Source organism: Lysinibacillus phoenicis, assembly GCF_047238325.1.
GTDB classification, from domain to species: Bacteria; Bacillota; Bacilli; order Bacillales_A; family Planococcaceae; genus Lysinibacillus; species Lysinibacillus irui.
On sequence record NZ_JBDFMP010000002.1, the window covers coordinates 608,513 to 623,347 of the forward strand.

A 14,835-nucleotide genomic window follows, 5' to 3' on the forward strand; every position below is an offset into this window, starting at 1 on the left:
AATTTCAAAAAGCAACTCCTATAAAAACAATAGCCATTTACTTGCATTTCCACAAGTCTATTTAGTTTCCTACAGCTTAATTTATCGTGCAGATTCGCATAATCATGTAAGGTAAGGGAACAATAAGAAAAAAGAGGATGTGTCATCGTGGATTTCCTACATAGTCAAGAATCACTTACTGCCATTCAATGGATACTTCGTGCCATTGTCGCCTTTTTCTTCTTACTCTTTGCTACAAAAGTTATGGGGCAGCGTTCTATTTCCCAGCTAAGATTATTGGACTTTGCTATGGCCATTACGCTTGGGAATATTATTGCCCATCCCTTATCTGATGAAGGATTAGGAATGAAGGGTTCCATGATCACCATGGCAGTTTTAGTTTTTTTATACCTCATAGGTGTTTATTTGAGCCTAAAATGGATATCGTTTCGACATTTTATTGACTCTCCTCCCATTGCACTAATTAAAAATGGAGAAATTATTAATAACAACTTACGGAAGGCTAGGATTTCTGTTGATTTTCTTTTATCTGAATTAAGAAAGGAAAAAATCGAAGAGATTCAAAATGTAGCGCTGGCATTATGGGAACCAGATGGATCGATTTCTTGCTTTTTAAACACACAATATCAAGCACCCACGCGAGCTGATTTGAAATTACAACCTGAACCCTTTTTTCTACCAAAAATCCTTATTAAAGAAGGAAAGATTGATTACCATGAATTAGATCAAACAACAATTACTGAAGATTGGTTAACAGATCAATTAACGTCAACTTATCAAGTTGATTTAAAGGATGTCCTATTAGCTACAATTGATCAACATAATAAATTACATGTATTTCTTTATTAATATACGTTGTGTAAAGCTTTACACCTTCTATTCCGCTGGATGAACCATTCTATTACGACTAAATTAGGCACCCAACATAGCCAGGCAATGATAGCATAGCTAGTTTCAAAATGATCAAAGCCAAATACTACCGTGAATAAAGGGAGCCATATTCGTAATGTCACCGCTGCAAAAGTTAAGGCATAATTTCTTAGCATCCATTTTTGATGTTCCTGAATGTTTCTTTGTTTAATTTTTGTTAGTGCAAGACATACCGTGATTAACCAAGATATTGATAATATAGCAAAGCCTAGCTGCGCTAACCATCCCCCTGTGGCGTAATAGGCTAGATAAAGGCCAGCAACCCCACCAAATAAAATACTGACGATATAAATCGTCCCCCATCTTCTATGACGCTGCACATTTTTCTCTCTTATCTTTGAAGATAGCGTAAATGGGCCGATTACTAAGGCGAATACACTAAAAAGAATATGTATATATAGCATGATATACCACATTGAATTCAGAGTAGCATTGAACATACGCTTTAATTGAACAAAGCCTGCTTGTTGTGCATCGAATAGAAAATATTGAATGATTGAATAGCCCGCTATAAAAAATGCCAGAATGCTGATCATCCACATGTTCTTTTTCATATTTGTAGCTCCTTTCATTCCTAGCGTACCATTGAAATGAATGACTTTTTTACATAAACAAACAAGTGGTTGTACAAAGTAAACAAGTGGGCAATTTTCACATGTGAGCTATTCACAACAATTCATTAGACAAGTAAAACGTTCGACACCTGGATATTTTTCTCCTAAGCTGGTAATTTGAAAGCCTATATTTTTATAAAAATTCACAGCATCTTGATCTGTTTCAGCACAAATTGAAGAAAAGGAATAGCGATCTCTAATATACTGGACCATTTCACGGCCAATTCCTTTGTCACGATAAGCTGGGGATACGGCAATATGTTTCAGTTCACATTGTTTTTGGTCTATTTTTGCTATTCCTATACATCCAACAATATTTTCTTCAATGAAATAGCCATATAGCACTCTTTCGGGACATTCGATATAAAGACGATATTCGCTATCCACTTTTTTTGTGGCATAGAATAATAATGTTTTTACTTCTGGTTGAATGGTCTTTGATTGAATAACTTTCATAGAATTTCTCCTTTCTTGTGATTGTCAAATACTTGACCTATACTATAGATGTTAAAGGAAAATTTAGGAGGAAGTAGTATGCTAGTAAAAGGATATCAATTTAAGCTACCGCTATTTTACTGGTTACTTTTAATACCAACCTTTTTACTGATAAGTTACAAAGCATTATTTTTTGATTGGCATATACAAAATTTTTCATTTAATGAATTAGAGGATTTCGGTCGATATGTACTGGTACTAGTAACAAGCTTAATTGAGGCATTTATTTACGTACTTATTATCCGACTGATTGTGTATTTGCTTCAAAAAGTATTTAACAAGACATAAAAGCCTATACGACTCTCCTAGTTTATCATCTGATTCCATGTTATGATTTCCACATCATCCACGCGCACTTTGCCTAAGCTTAAAATATGTGGAATATATGCAAACAGCCCAAAGTTCTTGCCTTTTTCCTTCTCCGTTATAAAATAGTCAATGGTTGCAGTTGGCAGTTGTGTCAGCTCTCTATAATCATCCGTCATCAATATTTTTATATCCTCTGCCTTTATTTCTCCCGCTGGACCTTGATAGTTGTCTTTTGAATACAGGTATATGACATTTTGATTAGGCGCTAGTTTTTGTATTGGAATTCGATAAAACGTTAAGTTTTCTTTCCTGTCAATTTCTAGCTTAGTTAACAAGCTATAAATGTGAAAAGGGTGGATTGGTAAGAAATGTACAACATCGTTCCACAAGCAGTTTAAGTGAGGGATTTTCCTCGTTAACAGTTTCATTCGCTCGGGATGATCAGAATACTTTCTTGTGTATCGCTCATATAAATGCGGGGATATTTCCCTAAGCTGATGTAATGGCATCAGCTCTTGACCGACCATTTCTCGCGGAACCATATGATATAAATATCTCTGCATAAAAAACACCTCCGACCTTATAATTCTTCATATATTTGGAAAATCCTCTATATGATACAATAAAATGTAAAAAAGAAAGGAGTGTCATCATGGGTTTATTATTTGTCATTCTTATCATTGCTGGAATTATTGCGATCTATGATTCCATTAGACAAGTTAATAAAAATATTTTGGCGCAAACTGAAGAAATAAAACGGTTACGGGAGGAGATACAGGAAAGCAAAAAAATTAAGACCACTTCTGCAAAGTGATCTTGCGTACTAATTACTTTTTGGATCATTAATTGAATTAGCTAGATCGAGAAGCACATCTACTGGTACCTGATCTGCGACATCACTGTCAATACTGAAGACATACTGCCAATTATCTCTTTCAAACACCAACAAATGAAAACCAATTCGCGGATTTTCAATATAGGCTGCCTCCCTACCATTCTTTAAAAGAAAGACATCGGTCACATACTTTTCAAAAGGCATTTTATCCTGAACAGGTCGAATATCAATTTTAAAATGATTTTGTGGCAATTGATCATTCATCATTACTATTTCCAGATTAGTATGGCCATTCATTTGATTAAATCGTCCAAAGCGGTGTGTAAAACTAATTGGTGGAACCTTTAAAGGTAGCTTCAGCTCTGTTTTATTATACTGTTCGAACTCTTTTAAAGCAGCCTCTACCGTTTTATAGCCGATTTTAGGCAGAAACTCTTCAAGAGGTTGTGGAGAATCACTTTCATTGGCATAAACGTAGTCCGTTGTGGCAATATACAGACATCCAACAGATAGCAGTAGTCCTATAAGCATACGCCTGTTCATTTAAACGCTCCTCTATCTTTTTTAGTATATGTTGTCCTGTTGAAAAGGAATTATGCCATTTTCTTGACACCTCATACGCTATTGTTTTATTGGTGCAGGAACTTGAATAAGCACATATTGCTTCGTCCACATTTCTGTCGTGATAATCGTCCGTTCTTCATTTTTTTCGAAAAATAACCCGCTCCCTTCCTTCTCAAGAAATACCCAGCCCTCATTCTCCATCAGTTGTTGAATATCCGCATCAACCTTTTGTATGCCCATAGTGGAAATCGCTGTGATGTACCAAGTAGCATTATGATCTTTAGAAAGTTCTACTAGATCATTCGATGACGTATTTATTTTTCGAATAGCTTCCTTCTGTGTAATAGAGTCTATGGGCAGTGACGGATAATAGATCTTATTACTAAAGATAATGATTGCACCAACTGAAAGTAGCGCAACCAGTATACCCAACTTTTTCATCTTGTCACCTTCCCAAAAAGTTATTCTAAACTAATTAAAATTCCATATTATATGATATAATTGTAATTAATGTAAATTCTAGCGAAAGAAGCTGATTCAATTGAAGATGAAAATATGGTGGTTACTAAATATCGTTTGGCTCATTATTTTTGCTGCTGGCGCAGTTTTTATTGGCGTGAGGAAAGTCGATGGAGCAGGAGCCGTTCAAACGCCTGAAATCAAAATGCTGTCATTCGGTATTTTAGCCGTAGTATTCCTGTTTGTTATACTTTTCCAACTCATGCAACTGGCCATTATTCATTTTATGGATAAAAAAAGAATCCAATAAGCTCTTATCTACATAAGCCCTTTGTGAGACCTATCGTTCAAACGGGGCTTTTTTCTTTTCTTCCATAAAACAAAACCAACGACCATAGTAAAGAATAAAAGGAATCCTAAAAGTATGACTGTCAATGGATCGATAATAAAAAAATAGCTATCTGTTAGTTGATAGTTTGCACTGCCTAATTGCATTTAGAACCCTCCTCCAGTATCATCCTACATCAATCTCAACAATCGTAGTCATTTTTCATATTTTACCCTATTAAGTAAATAAACTGTATAATATGTTATAATCTGGTTTAATAAGATTTACTATGGGGTGATAAAATGATCATTCGAAAGGCTACCTTGAAGGATGCAACGGGCATTGGGAAAGTCCATGTGGATAGTTGGCGGACTACCTATAAACATATCGTGCCAGATGACTATTTAAATAATTTATCCTATGAACAAAGAACAGAATTATGGGCACAACAGCTTGCAGATAGTAATAAGTATATAGTTGTCGCAGAAAATGACTTGGGTGACATCATTGGCTTTGCATCTGCGAGTAAAAGAGACACCAATCCCCTTCCAAATTCAAATTATGTAGAAACGCTCTATCTATTAGAAGAGTACCAAGGAAAAGGAATTGGAAAGCAATTATTGAAAGATTTATTCTTCTATTTCCGTCTGAAAAATGATCAAACTATATTTGTAGAAGTACTGGCTGAAAATAATACTAAATATTTCTACGAACATTTTGGTGCAACGCTCAATACATCCCTGCAGGTTACTATTGGTGGGAAAGTTTTAGAAGAATTAGTTTATGAGTGGAATGATGTAAATAAGGTTGTCGCATTACTTTCTGATTAATTAGATGAAGACTACCCTTATGGAGTAGTCTTTTTCTCAACTATTTAGATACTGATTCAGACCACTTTTTAGTTAAAATTTGTTTGTTGGTTGTTGTTGAGGATTATAAACAACAATAGAAAATAATACCACAATAACCATTGTCCCTTTTTACATCGTTATGTTTACATGGGAATATGTTACACTGAAAACACGACTATCTTTTATTTTTAAAGAATAGGAGGGTTTAAGTTGGCAATTGGAATGGTTATTGTGACTTTATTGTTGGTAATGTCTATTGTATTTATGATTGGGCTTGGTAAATCTAAAAAAACGAAATGTATCATTTGGGGAATAACAATTATGATTGTCATAGCTCCTTTACTGTCATGGCTTATTGCTATACCCTATGGAATATCGGAAGGAGATGGGTTTGCGGCAGTAGGACTACTGATAATTTTGTTTCCAATACTATTTTTAAGCGGACTGGTTACACTTCTAATAGGAATATTCAAAAAAAATCTATAATCTTGCGTGTTTGACAAAACACGCTTCTTCTTTAATGAATCGGTAAATAAATTTGCACCTCCTCTTCCCCATCCTCCATTGGGTGATACGTCTCCACAATATATGAATCTAGATTTCTTGTATAATTTTTTTCATTAGCCCACTGTAATAAATCTAAATGGAGCGTACCGATTTTCGATACTTTCCCTCTTGTTGTAACATATTGATGAGCTGTTTCCATAAACGCCATCCCTTGGGGCACATCACTAGATGCCTGATCCACCATTAATCCTACATAATACTCCCCTACGCGATGGTTCTTATCTCTTTTAGGCTCAAACAAAGCCATTTCAATTCCTGTATGATTTTTTATTTCTTGAGATCGATTTAATAATTGTTTTGCAAGAGCAGGAACTTCCTTATCAAAATTTTCAAATGCTCCTTTCCCAGTTAACCCAACTACTTTAAACGTTCTAGAAAGAATTTGGTATGCCACTTGTATACACCCCTAACGATTTTTATAATTACCTATTCTCTTGGAATTATGAAAAGTCCTTTTAATTTCTCCAGAAAAAAAGCAACCGACCTAGCCTTTCCATAAAAATGGTCGGCTGTTGGTCGGTTGCTTTGATGAATTATTAGATTAGTCTTGAATTGCTGCGTCTAACGCTACAACAATCATGTCATTGAATGTTGTTTGACGTTCTTCTGCTGTTGTTACTTCGCCAGTTAAAATGTGGTCACTTACTGTTAGTACAGAAAGTGCTTTACGGCCGAATTTTGCAGCTAATGTGTAAAGAGCTGCTGATTCCATTTCTACAGCAAGTACACCGTATTGTGCTAATTTTTCATTTTGATGCTCATCTGAGTAGAACATATCAGCTGTGAAGATATTCCCTACTTGTAAGTTAAGACCAGCATCTTTTCCTGCATTGTATGCTTTTAATAATAAATCAAAGTCTGCGATTGGTGCGAAATCAATAGCGCCGCCCCAAATGATTTGGTTCATACGTGTATCCGATGTTGCTGCTTGCGCTAAAATAACGTCACGTACTTTTACATCTTTTTGAATTGCACCACAAGTACCTACACGGATTAATTTTTGAACATCATATTCTTGCATTAATTCTGTTACATAGATGGAAATAGATGGCACACCCATACCTGTCCCTTGTACAGAAATACGTTTACCTTTATACGTACCTGTATAACCAAACATATTTCGTACTTCATTGTAGCAAGTTACATCTTCTAAAAATGTTTCCGCGATGTATTTTGCACGTAATGGATCTCCTGGAAGTAAAATTGTGTCAGCAATTTCACCTTTTTTTGCATTAATATGAACACTCATACTGCAATCCCTCTTTTCTGTCAGTTATCACTATAAATAATACTGTGTTTCTGTCATTTACGCAATGCTAGACGTCTAGCAACTGAAAAATTATTTATAGTATTCATACAATTAGGCCTGCTCTTCATAGAGTGCCCATAAAGTATCAAATGTTTCAATTGTTAAGTTTTCCGTAGCATAGGACTCAATATAGTCGGACAGCTCATGAAAGTCTGTGCTTTGTTTTGGAAAATTATGCTCATGGAACATTTCCTCTGCAAAGCGTACTTTAGGGTCAGTCCAATCACCACCACGATATGTGAGGACATACAAATAGAAACTTTTTTTCATCAAACATTTCCCCTTTTATACATTAGCTTTTGCTAGTGTATCAAAAAAATAAGGATTCGTCATAACTTCTACTACTAAGATATTTTACCTATCCAGCATTTTAGCACTATATTCTTGGACTATCCTGACTTTTGTCATAGTCTCTTTTTATCTGAAAAATTTTAATTTTTAGAAATAACAATAGAAATATCTAGTAAAATAAGATAAAATTGAAATCGACTATTGAAAAAAATAGGAAGGTGATGGCGATGAAAAAGACTAAAAAAGCGCGAAATACAGTGAAAAAACGCCCGTCTCTCTTTAAAAGAAAGAAAGCTTCAATACAAGAGACACTTGGGAACGATCTCCCTCCTATTAAAGAGAAACGACAACGTTTTTATCATTTAATTCGGGGCAAAGTGCTTATTATGTTTGCACTACTTATTGTGATTAACGGTGTTATGGGTATATTGTCGTATGTCAATATACAGAATTTGCAGCAGCAAATGGAGGATTTCACTAAGAAAAATGTCCAGGAACAACTAACCGTTAATCAACTTGCCTATGAAATTGCTAGACTGACAAATTTAGAACAATCCTATTTAATTACAGGTAATGGCATTTATTCTACTTCTTATCATTTAAAAATTGATACCATTAATAAAAAGCTAGCTGCATTAAAAGAACAATTTAAAGATCGGCAATTAGAGCTTGGACATATGCAGGCCATCGAACAATATTATAAAAATTATCTTGATTACTCAGAAAAAGTGATGACGATGCGCGACGAGCTAGGTCTTGAGCAGGCTCGTAAGCTGATGATGGGTGCTGCTGGGGAAACGATGAAAACACATATTGATAATAATATTGAATCCATTAATGTGGTCATGGATGATGCCAATAAAACCAAATTGGACAAGCTTAATCAACAGGTCAATATTTCGATTACTACATTCTTTATCGTATCTATCATAGGCTTTTTAGCTATTATCATTTTTGGCTTCATGCTCTTTAAATCTTTAAAACGCAATACCCAAACAATTAACGATTCTATCCTTGATATAGCACAAGCAGGAGGCGATTTGACGAGACGTGTAAAAGTTCGTAATCATGATGAATTCTCGATTATTGCCGCTTCGACGAACACATTAATCGAATCGATTTCCAATTTAATACGTCGTGTGAGTGAATTAGCTGATCATGTATCAAGTAGTAGCCAGGAGCTAATGTCGCTAGCAGATGAAAATGCCCGTACGATTCAGGATATTGCGGATGCAACAGCTGATATTGCGAGTGATAGTGATAATACCATTTCCAGTATGCATAGTGCCCAGCAAAAAATGAGTGATCTGGAGCATTCTATGCATCAGCTTACAGAACAAGCTAGTGCCGTCCATCGCGCCTCTGTTGCCATGCAGCAAGCAGCCGATGAAGGGAGCCGTTCAGTGGAACAATCCTCGCTCGTTATGCAGTCCATTGAAGAAACAATGGCTTCCACAACATCAACTGTGGAGGCATTAGGTCGTAAATCTGCCGACATTACTTCCATCATTGGGACCATCACGGCCATTTCCGAGCAAACCAATCTTCTCGCTTTAAATGCGGCCATAGAAGCAGCACGAGCTGGCGAGCATGGTCGAGGCTTCGCAGTGGTGGCTGATGAGGTTCGCAAATTAGCTGAACAATCACAAAGTGCAGCGAAAGAAGTAACTGCCATTGTCACTTCTATTCAAAATGAAGTCACGTCAATCATCGCCCAAAATCATGAAGGCGTCACTACTGTCATCCGAGGCGTGGAAGTAACCAATGAAACGAACCAATCATTAGCCAATATTTTAATGCATACAGAAGAAACAACATCCATTATCGCAGCCATGGTCGATAAAATTGCGACGACACTAGACTTTAGCAATGCCGTGGCAAATGACTTTGTTCACGTCAATGCCTATGCAGAACAATCCGCAGCCAACACCGTAACATCTGCTGCAGCAGCAACACAAGGCTCTGCATCCATGCAGGAAATCAACGCAGCAGCCACTGAACTGGCCCAACAAGCAGACAGCCTCCGAAATTTAGTGAGTGAGTTTAAAGTTTAAATATACTTTAGCTTTCCAGGGAATCCTTTCGTTTTGGGATTCCCTCTTATTTTTGAGTTTTCTAGTAGTACTCGCTGATTGCTTTGTGTGGCTATTCTTCAAATATGGATGGCTATTAATTCAAATATGGATGGCTATTCTTCACTTTGGGCGTTCTATCCACCACTTTCTTGGTTTTATCCTTCGATTAGAGGATTCTATCCTCCGCTTTATGCTGCTATCCTTCACTTTGGGCGTTCTATCCACCATTTTCTTGGTTTTATCCTTCGATTAGAGGATTCTATCCTCCGCTTTATGCGGCTATCCTTCACTTTGCGCGTTCTATCCACCACTTTCTTGGTTTTATCCTTCGATTAGAGGATTCTATCCACCTTTTTATGCGGCTATCCTTCACTTTGCTCGTTCTATCCACTACTTTCCTGGCTTTATCCTTCGATTAGAGGATTCTATCCTCCGCTTTATGCGGCTATCCTTCACTTTACGCGTTCTATCCACCACTTTCTTGGTTTTATCCTTCGATTAGAGAGTTCTATCCATCGCTTTATGCGGCTATCCTTCACTTTGGGCGTTTTATCCACCACTTTCTTTTTTATCCTTCGATTAGAGGATTCTATCCTCCGCTTTATGCGGCTATCCTTCACTTTGCTCGTTCTATCCACTACTTTCCTGGCTTTATCCTTCGATTAGAGGATTCTATCCTCCGCTTTATGCGGTTATCCTTCACTTTACGCGTTCTATCCACTACTTTTCTGGCTTTATCCTTCGATTAGAGGATTCTATCCACCTTTTTATGCGGCTATCCTTCACTTTGGGCGTTCTATCCACTACTTTCCTGGCTTTATCCTTCGATTAGAGGATTTTATCCTCCGCTTTATGCGGCACTCCTTCACTTTGCGCGTTGTATCCACCGATTTATGCGCTATCCTTCACTTTGCGCGTTCTATCCACCACTTTCTTGATTTTATCCATCAACAAGAGTTTTAAACTCCTCGCTTTGTACGGCTTTCCTTCAATTTTGACATTGCTATCCTCCACTTCCAATAGCACCTTTCGCTCCGGATATCCATCCCGATGATCAACAAAAAAACCTAGCAAGATTGCTCCTGCTAGGTGTCGTTATTTAAATAATGAAAGATATTCGCCGTAGCCTTCTTTTTCTAGGTCCTCTTTTGGGACAAATCGTAGGGCTGCTGAATTAATGCAGTAGCGCAGGCCTCCTAATTCACTTGGACCATCTGGGAAGACATGTCCGAGATGAGAGTCTGCTTCTTTACTGCGAACCTCTACACGACGCATGCCGTGAGATGTATCGAAGTGCTCTGTGACTTGTTCTTTTTCAATCGGTTTTGTAAATGCTGGCCAACCACAGCCAGAGTTGTATTTGTCCAACGAGCTGAATAATGGTTTTCCAGAAACAATATCTACATAGATGCCTTCCTCAAAATGCTCGTCATATTCATTGCGGAATGGTGGCTCTGTGCCATTTTCCTGCGTGACATAATATTGCATATCTGTTAGTTCTTTTAAACGTTGTTCTTTATTCATGTTTATTCCCCCAGTGATGCTCCTGGAACGCTCGACGACCTGAGCCAATCGAATAGCGCTCATAGTGCATTGGATTTTTCTTATAATACTGTTGATGATAATCTTCAGCTGGATAAAACGTGCTAGCTGGTAAGATTTTGACCATAATCGGCTTATCGAACTTCTTAGATGCTTCTAAATCTGCCTTCGAACGTTCGGCTAATTCACGTTGTTCTTCGTTATGATAAAAAATGGCCGTTGTGTAAGATTCTCCACGGTCATAAAACTGACCCCCTGCATCTGTTGGATCGATCAATGTCCAATAAATTGCAAGTAATTGCTCGTAGCTATATAATTCATCATCAAATACGATTTGAACAGCCTCTACATGTCCTGTCGTTTCTGAGCATACTTGTTCGTATGTGGGGTTGACAACATGTCCACCCGTATAGCCAGAAATCACCGAGTCAATACCAGGTGTTTCGTCAAAGGGCTTGACCATACACCAAAAACAGCCTCCCGCAAATGTTGCATATTGCTTTGCCATTCATCTCACTCCTTATTCACCAGGAACAATAATTTCTAATAATATTTTATCCTTTGGTAAGTCTAACTCTTTGGCACGAACACGTGATCCTGAAGCGATGTTAATACGCGATAAATCAATATAGATTTCTGCTTTATTCGGATTCACTGTAATCCATGAGGGAAATTCCACCGAATCACGCATAATTTTCATTGTCGTCTCCGGTGGAATATTCAATAGTCCAACATTCATGCCCGTTTGTTTTAAAATAATATTACCCTTTTCATCCACAATCGGATCAAAATTCATCGAAATCGGGATTTCCGTATAAAACACGGTTAATGTGCTTCTTAATTGAATATCATCACCGATTGTAAAATCAAGCGGTAAAGGAGAGCCCTTCGCTGCATCCTTTAAATATTTTTTCGATATCGATTCTAATTCCTTTGTTGTGGTTTGCACAACGAGTACATTTCCTTTGCTTTCACTTTCACCTGCAGAACTCTTCGCAACATTGACGTCATCCACTGGTCTAGTTGCTAAAAAAACGACGAGGAGGATTGCAAAAAGCACTGTGCCCGCTAAGGCGAAAAATGCGACTTTCCATTTATTCATTTTGTCACTCCTCGAAGCCTATTGCCTTGTTAATCTTCTTTTCCATGCCACACTGCTCCATTGCTGCTAGTATTCGCTCGGTCATTTTTTCATATCCCTTTGCATTCGGGTGGAAAAAATCTGTATGATAGACGAGCTCTTCATTTGAATCGAATAAATCTTCTACTGAAACGTAGCAAGCATTTGAATCTTCACTCGCTACTTCTTCAATTACATTATTCCATTCTGTAATAATTGTATCAAATTCATTCGCCTCATTGGTCACAATCGAAAATGGATTATAGAAGCCAATGAGTAGAATAGGCACTGTTGGATTTTTTGCGCGAATGCCTGCTACGATTTTGCTGTAGCGCTCCTTATAGGCCTTCAATTCCTTGTCGAATGCGTCACGCTTCAAATTAAACAAATCCTGCTTGACAACTTTCATGACATCATTGCCGCCCATTGTTAATGAAATGAGCTGCGCTTGTTGCAACTCTTCATCATAATGCCCTTTTTTCACTAATTTTAGAAGTTGATCACTGCGCCTACCACGTTTTCCACGATTATCGACATCTACGTCCGAAATCGAGGGCCACGCCAGCAATGAATCTGCTAATCTTCCAACATAACCGTCTTGACTATACTCATCACCGACACCATCTGTTAACGAATCTCCCAGTGCCAAGTAATGTAGTTGCTTTGCGTTTTCTTCATCAATTTGCGATAAATCCTCTGCTGATGGCTCAAAAAAATGTTCAAAAATTTGCGTCAACATATTCTTAGAGGCTTTTTCCTCATCTTCTGTTTGTTGCTCATCCTGCGTCATATCTTGCTCCGTTCCTGCTTGCTCACCGTCTGGCTCTGCTTGCGGATTCGGTTCATCGATTGATATTGCACAACCACTTAGTACTAAGACGGTCAAACATGACAACATAAATCGCCAAATGTCCATTTGACCACCTTCCATCCCTTTCTATTACTTCTATTATAGAATAGTTCATACCGCAATGAAAAGTGACTTACCCTCAGTTCTCCATAATTTTGTGTTCTTGCCAAATTTCTTCACTAAGGAAGTAATCAACATCGCTTCGAAACTGTTCTTTCTTGACACTAAAGTGATCAGCTTTGCTTTAAAGCCGCTCTTCTTTGACACTAAAGTGATCAGCTTTGCTTCGAAACCGCTCTTTCTTACCACTAAAGTGATTATCATGACTTTGAAACCGATCTTTCTTGACATTAAAGTGATATCTTTGCTTCGAATCCGCTCTTCTTTGACACTAAAGTGATCATCATGACTTCGAAACCGCTCTTCCTTACCACTAAGGTGATCATCTTAGTATCGAAACCGCTCTTCTTTCAAACTAAAGTGATCATTATCGCTTCGAAACCGCTCTTCCTTACCACTAAAATGATCATGGCAAAATAAGCAAAGCATGAAAAAAGCCACTACAATTACTTATGTAGTGGCTCCTTGCTATTATTCTGCAAAATAAATAAAGCCGATGGCGCCTGGACCCGTGTGTGTCGAGATGATTGGGGATGTAAAGGCAATTTCTACATCGGTAAAGCCTGTGCCTTCGATTAATTCTTTTAATGGATTCCCCATTGTGACTAGGCCATCTGCATGAGAGATACCAACTGCCTTGACTGTTTTTCCGGCAGTGTCTGCTTGGAATTGTTTAAATAAGAAATTGACTACCTGCTTATGGCTACGTACCTTGGAAACCGGATTGTAAACGCCGCCTTCTAGGTTGGCAATGACTTTGATATTTAAGAGTGAACCGATAAAGCCCGTTCCTTTACCGATTCGACCTCCTTTAATGAGGTTTTCAAGTGTATCTACAATAACATACAAATGTGTGTTTTCGCGTACTTTTTCAAGGCGAGCCACTATGTCCGCTACTGTAGCACCTGCATCTCGCATTTTAATCGCCTCTCGAAGCTGAATGGCAAGACCAATGGCAATAAAACGCGAGTCAATTACCGTTACATCCGCATCTGTCATTTGTGCGGCTTGTCGCGCTGATTCAACCGTTCCACTCATGCCACCTGTCATATGGATAGAGATAATTTGATCTCCATCTTTACCAAGCTCATCATACAATTCTTTAAATTTTCCTGGAGCTGGCTGAGAGCTTTTTGGTAAATTTTTCGCATTTTTCATTAAGCCTAAAAATGGCTGCGGTTCTAAATCCACACCATCTGTATAGGTTGCACCATCAATTTGAATCGTTAAAGGCACGATATGTATACCATGTTGTGCTACTTCTTCTTTCGTTAAATCACAAGTTGAGTCCGTTACTATATGAATTCGTCCCACTTTGACACATCCTTTTACTTCATTAAAATTTATTATATAGACTAATGAATCATTATGTAAACATGACATTTGTCATTAGGCAAAACCTTGTCTTCTCTAGCATGTAAACGCTACCTTGGATACTATAGCGTTTTCGCCTACCTCTTGTCTATCAATGCCCCTCAGAGAATATGACAGCCTTATGACATTTTAGAGATGAAATATATGACAAATGTAAATGTTCATGTATAAATTATTGGGGTATAGTAAACATATAAACGAA

21 protein-coding genes are annotated in these 14,835 nt (G+C 37.6%); 7 read left to right on the forward strand and 14 right to left on the reverse strand.

The window, feature by feature from the left end:
- The first annotated feature begins 147 nt into the window (after positions 1–147).
- Positions 148–849, forward strand: a complete 702-nt coding sequence (locus ABC382_RS04275) for a DUF421 domain-containing protein (protein ID WP_341386177.1) — start codon at positions 148–150, stop codon at positions 847–849.
- Here the strand turns inward: ABC382_RS04275 and ABC382_RS04280 are convergent.
- Positions 846–1,484, reverse strand: a complete 639-nt coding sequence (locus tag ABC382_RS04280; RefSeq protein ID WP_412926616.1) for a DUF2306 domain-containing protein — start codon at positions 1,482–1,484, stop codon at positions 846–848. The two genes, ABC382_RS04275 and ABC382_RS04280, sit on opposite strands and share 4 nt — an antisense overlap.
- Positions 1,485–1,592: 108 nt before the next feature.
- A complete protein-coding gene (locus tag ABC382_RS04285) occupies positions 1,593–2,000 on the reverse strand; it encodes a GNAT family N-acetyltransferase (protein WP_312506862.1) in 408 nt (135 codons plus the stop codon).
- Between the two features lie 78 nt (positions 2,001–2,078).
- On the opposite strand from ABC382_RS04285, the gene ABC382_RS04290 reads away from it, so the two are divergent.
- Positions 2,079–2,327: a hypothetical protein gene (locus tag ABC382_RS04290; RefSeq protein WP_341386174.1), complete on the forward strand. Its 249-nt coding sequence runs from the start codon at positions 2,079–2,081 to the stop codon at positions 2,325–2,327.
- A 17-nt stretch (positions 2,328–2,344) separates the two neighbouring features.
- Here the strand turns inward: ABC382_RS04290 and ABC382_RS04295 are convergent, their stop codons facing one another.
- The gene (locus tag ABC382_RS04295) at positions 2,345–2,911 is read right to left on the reverse strand and encodes a group-specific protein (RefSeq protein ID WP_407134418.1); all 567 of its coding nucleotides are present in this window, start codon (positions 2,909–2,911) and stop codon (positions 2,345–2,347) included.
- Positions 2,912–3,000: 89 nt separating this feature from the next.
- On the opposite strand from ABC382_RS04295, the gene ABC382_RS04300 reads away from it, so the two are divergent.
- On the forward strand, positions 3,001–3,162 hold the full coding sequence (locus ABC382_RS04300) for a hypothetical protein (RefSeq protein ID WP_274797095.1): 162 nt from the start codon (positions 3,001–3,003) through the stop codon (positions 3,160–3,162).
- Positions 3,163–3,171: 9 nt separating this feature from the next.
- Here ABC382_RS04300 and ABC382_RS04305 read toward each other — a convergent pair whose 3' ends face one another.
- Both ABC382_RS04305 and ABC382_RS04310 read right to left on the reverse strand, forming a co-directional pair.
- Positions 3,172–3,726, reverse strand: a complete 555-nt coding sequence (locus ABC382_RS04305) for a hypothetical protein (RefSeq protein WP_412926617.1) — start codon at positions 3,724–3,726, stop codon at positions 3,172–3,174.
- Positions 3,727–3,804: 78 nt separating this feature from the next.
- Positions 3,805–4,188, reverse strand: coding sequence for a hypothetical protein (locus ABC382_RS04310; protein ID WP_322610885.1), 384 nt, complete (start codon positions 4,186–4,188; stop codon positions 3,805–3,807).
- 106 nt (positions 4,189–4,294) lie between these two features.
- Here ABC382_RS04310 and ABC382_RS04315 point away from each other — a divergent pair, with 106 nt between their 5' ends.
- Entirely contained in the window at positions 4,295–4,516 is a 222-nt protein-coding gene (locus ABC382_RS04315) for a DUF3923 family protein (RefSeq protein WP_274797318.1), read from the forward strand.
- Positions 4,517–4,524: 8 nt separating this feature from the next.
- Here ABC382_RS04315 and ABC382_RS04320 read toward each other — a convergent pair whose 3' ends face one another.
- A complete protein-coding gene (locus ABC382_RS04320) occupies positions 4,525–4,701 on the reverse strand; it encodes a hypothetical protein (protein WP_274797091.1) in 177 nt (58 codons plus the stop codon).
- A 135-nt stretch (positions 4,702–4,836) separates the two neighbouring features.
- On the opposite strand from ABC382_RS04320, the gene ABC382_RS04325 reads away from it, so the two are divergent.
- Positions 4,837–5,364 carry a GNAT family N-acetyltransferase gene (locus tag ABC382_RS04325; protein WP_322610886.1) on the forward strand — a complete coding sequence of 176 codons (528 nt, stop codon included), beginning with the start codon at positions 4,837–4,839 and terminating at the stop codon, positions 5,362–5,364.
- Between the two features lie 231 nt (positions 5,365–5,595).
- Entirely contained in the window at positions 5,596–5,871 is a 276-nt protein-coding gene (locus ABC382_RS04330; RefSeq protein WP_274797088.1) for a hypothetical protein, read from the forward strand.
- 31 nt (positions 5,872–5,902) lie between these two features.
- Here ABC382_RS04330 and ABC382_RS04335 read toward each other — a convergent pair whose 3' ends face one another.
- The 3 genes from ABC382_RS04335 to ABC382_RS04345 form a co-directional block, all read right to left on the reverse strand.
- Positions 5,903–6,346, reverse strand: a complete 444-nt coding sequence (locus ABC382_RS04335) for a GyrI-like domain-containing protein (RefSeq protein ID WP_412926618.1) — start codon at positions 6,344–6,346, stop codon at positions 5,903–5,905.
- Positions 6,347–6,493: 147 nt separating this feature from the next.
- Entirely contained in the window at positions 6,494–7,201 is a 708-nt protein-coding gene (gene deoD / locus ABC382_RS04340) for a purine-nucleoside phosphorylase (RefSeq protein ID WP_274797086.1), read from the reverse strand.
- Between the two features lie 111 nt (positions 7,202–7,312).
- The gene (locus tag ABC382_RS04345) at positions 7,313–7,531 is read right to left on the reverse strand and encodes a YozE family protein (protein WP_322610888.1); all 219 of its coding nucleotides are present in this window, start codon (positions 7,529–7,531) and stop codon (positions 7,313–7,315) included.
- Between the two features lie 248 nt (positions 7,532–7,779).
- Here ABC382_RS04345 and ABC382_RS04350 point away from each other — a divergent pair, with 248 nt between their 5' ends.
- Positions 7,780–9,606 (forward strand): methyl-accepting chemotaxis protein, encoded by a 1,827-nt coding sequence (locus ABC382_RS04350; RefSeq protein WP_412926619.1) that lies wholly within the window; start codon positions 7,780–7,782, stop codon positions 9,604–9,606.
- Between the two features lie 1,116 nt (positions 9,607–10,722).
- On the opposite strand, the gene msrB is transcribed toward ABC382_RS04350, so the two are convergent.
- The 5 genes from msrB to ABC382_RS04375 all read right to left on the reverse strand — a co-directional run bounded on the left by msrB (position 10,723) and on the right by ABC382_RS04375 (position 14,573).
- Positions 10,723–11,151 carry a peptide-methionine (R)-S-oxide reductase MsrB gene (gene msrB, locus ABC382_RS04355; RefSeq protein ID WP_312506856.1) on the reverse strand — a complete coding sequence of 143 codons (429 nt, stop codon included), beginning with the start codon at positions 11,149–11,151 and terminating at the stop codon, positions 10,723–10,725.
- Positions 11,144–11,677 carry a peptide-methionine (S)-S-oxide reductase MsrA gene (msrA, locus tag ABC382_RS04360; protein ID WP_274797081.1) on the reverse strand — a complete coding sequence of 178 codons (534 nt, stop codon included), beginning with the start codon at positions 11,675–11,677 and terminating at the stop codon, positions 11,144–11,146. The genes msrB and msrA overlap by 8 nt, the downstream gene beginning before the upstream one ends.
- 12 nt (positions 11,678–11,689) lie before the next feature.
- Entirely contained in the window at positions 11,690–12,271 is a 582-nt protein-coding gene (locus tag ABC382_RS04365; protein WP_274797080.1) for a YpmS family protein, read from the reverse strand.
- Between the two features lie 4 nt (positions 12,272–12,275).
- Positions 12,276–13,205 (reverse strand): GDSL-type esterase/lipase family protein, encoded by a 930-nt coding sequence (locus ABC382_RS04370; RefSeq protein WP_274797079.1) that lies wholly within the window; start codon positions 13,203–13,205, stop codon positions 12,276–12,278.
- Between the two features lie 525 nt (positions 13,206–13,730).
- On the reverse strand, positions 13,731–14,573 hold the full coding sequence (locus tag ABC382_RS04375; protein ID WP_274797078.1) for a DegV family protein: 843 nt from the start codon (positions 14,571–14,573) through the stop codon (positions 13,731–13,733).
- Between the last annotated feature and the right edge of the window lie 262 nt (positions 14,574–14,835).

What these genes read in the sequence shown, in the direction of transcription:
- ABC382_RS04280 (WP_412926616.1), bottom strand. Translation starts at nt 1,484, where the DNA reads ATGAAAAAGAACATGTGGATGATCAGCATTCTGGCATTTTTTATAGCG.
- ABC382_RS04285 (WP_312506862.1), bottom strand. Translation starts at nt 2,000, where the DNA reads ATGAAAGTTATTCAATCAAAGACCATTCAACCAGAAGTAAAAACATTA.
- ABC382_RS04290 (WP_341386174.1), top strand. Translation starts at nt 2,079, where the DNA reads ATGCTAGTAAAAGGATATCAATTTAAGCTACCGCTATTTTACTGGTTA.
- ABC382_RS04295 (WP_407134418.1), bottom strand. Translation starts at nt 2,911, where the DNA reads ATGCAGAGATATTTATATCATATGGTTCCGCGAGAAATGGTCGGTCAA.
- ABC382_RS04300 (WP_274797095.1), top strand. Translation starts at nt 3,001, where the DNA reads ATGGGTTTATTATTTGTCATTCTTATCATTGCTGGAATTATTGCGATC.
- ABC382_RS04305 (WP_412926617.1), bottom strand. Translation starts at nt 3,726, where the DNA reads ATGAACAGGCGTATGCTTATAGGACTACTGCTATCTGTTGGATGTCTG.
- ABC382_RS04310 (WP_322610885.1), bottom strand. Translation starts at nt 4,188, where the DNA reads ATGAAAAAGTTGGGTATACTGGTTGCGCTACTTTCAGTTGGTGCAATC.
- ABC382_RS04315 (WP_274797318.1), top strand. Translation starts at nt 4,295, where the DNA reads ATGAAAATATGGTGGTTACTAAATATCGTTTGGCTCATTATTTTTGCT.
- ABC382_RS04320 (WP_274797091.1), bottom strand. Translation starts at nt 4,701, where the DNA reads ATGCAATTAGGCAGTGCAAACTATCAACTAACAGATAGCTATTTTTTT.
- ABC382_RS04325 (WP_322610886.1), top strand. Translation starts at nt 4,837, where the DNA reads ATGATCATTCGAAAGGCTACCTTGAAGGATGCAACGGGCATTGGGAAA.
- deoD (WP_274797086.1), bottom strand. Translation starts at nt 7,201, where the DNA reads ATGAGTGTTCATATTAATGCAAAAAAAGGTGAAATTGCTGACACAATT.
- ABC382_RS04345 (WP_322610888.1), bottom strand. Translation starts at nt 7,531, where the DNA reads ATGAAAAAAAGTTTCTATTTGTATGTCCTCACATATCGTGGTGGTGAT.
- ABC382_RS04350 (WP_412926619.1), top strand. Translation starts at nt 7,780, where the DNA reads ATGAAAAAGACTAAAAAAGCGCGAAATACAGTGAAAAAACGCCCGTCT.
- msrB (WP_312506856.1), bottom strand. Translation starts at nt 11,151, where the DNA reads ATGAATAAAGAACAACGTTTAAAAGAACTAACAGATATGCAATATTAT.
- msrA (WP_274797081.1), bottom strand. Translation starts at nt 11,677, where the DNA reads ATGGCAAAGCAATATGCAACATTTGCGGGAGGCTGTTTTTGGTGTATG.
- ABC382_RS04365 (WP_274797080.1), bottom strand. Translation starts at nt 12,271, where the DNA reads ATGAATAAATGGAAAGTCGCATTTTTCGCCTTAGCGGGCACAGTGCTT.
- ABC382_RS04370 (WP_274797079.1), bottom strand. Translation starts at nt 13,205, where the DNA reads ATGGACATTTGGCGATTTATGTTGTCATGTTTGACCGTCTTAGTACTA.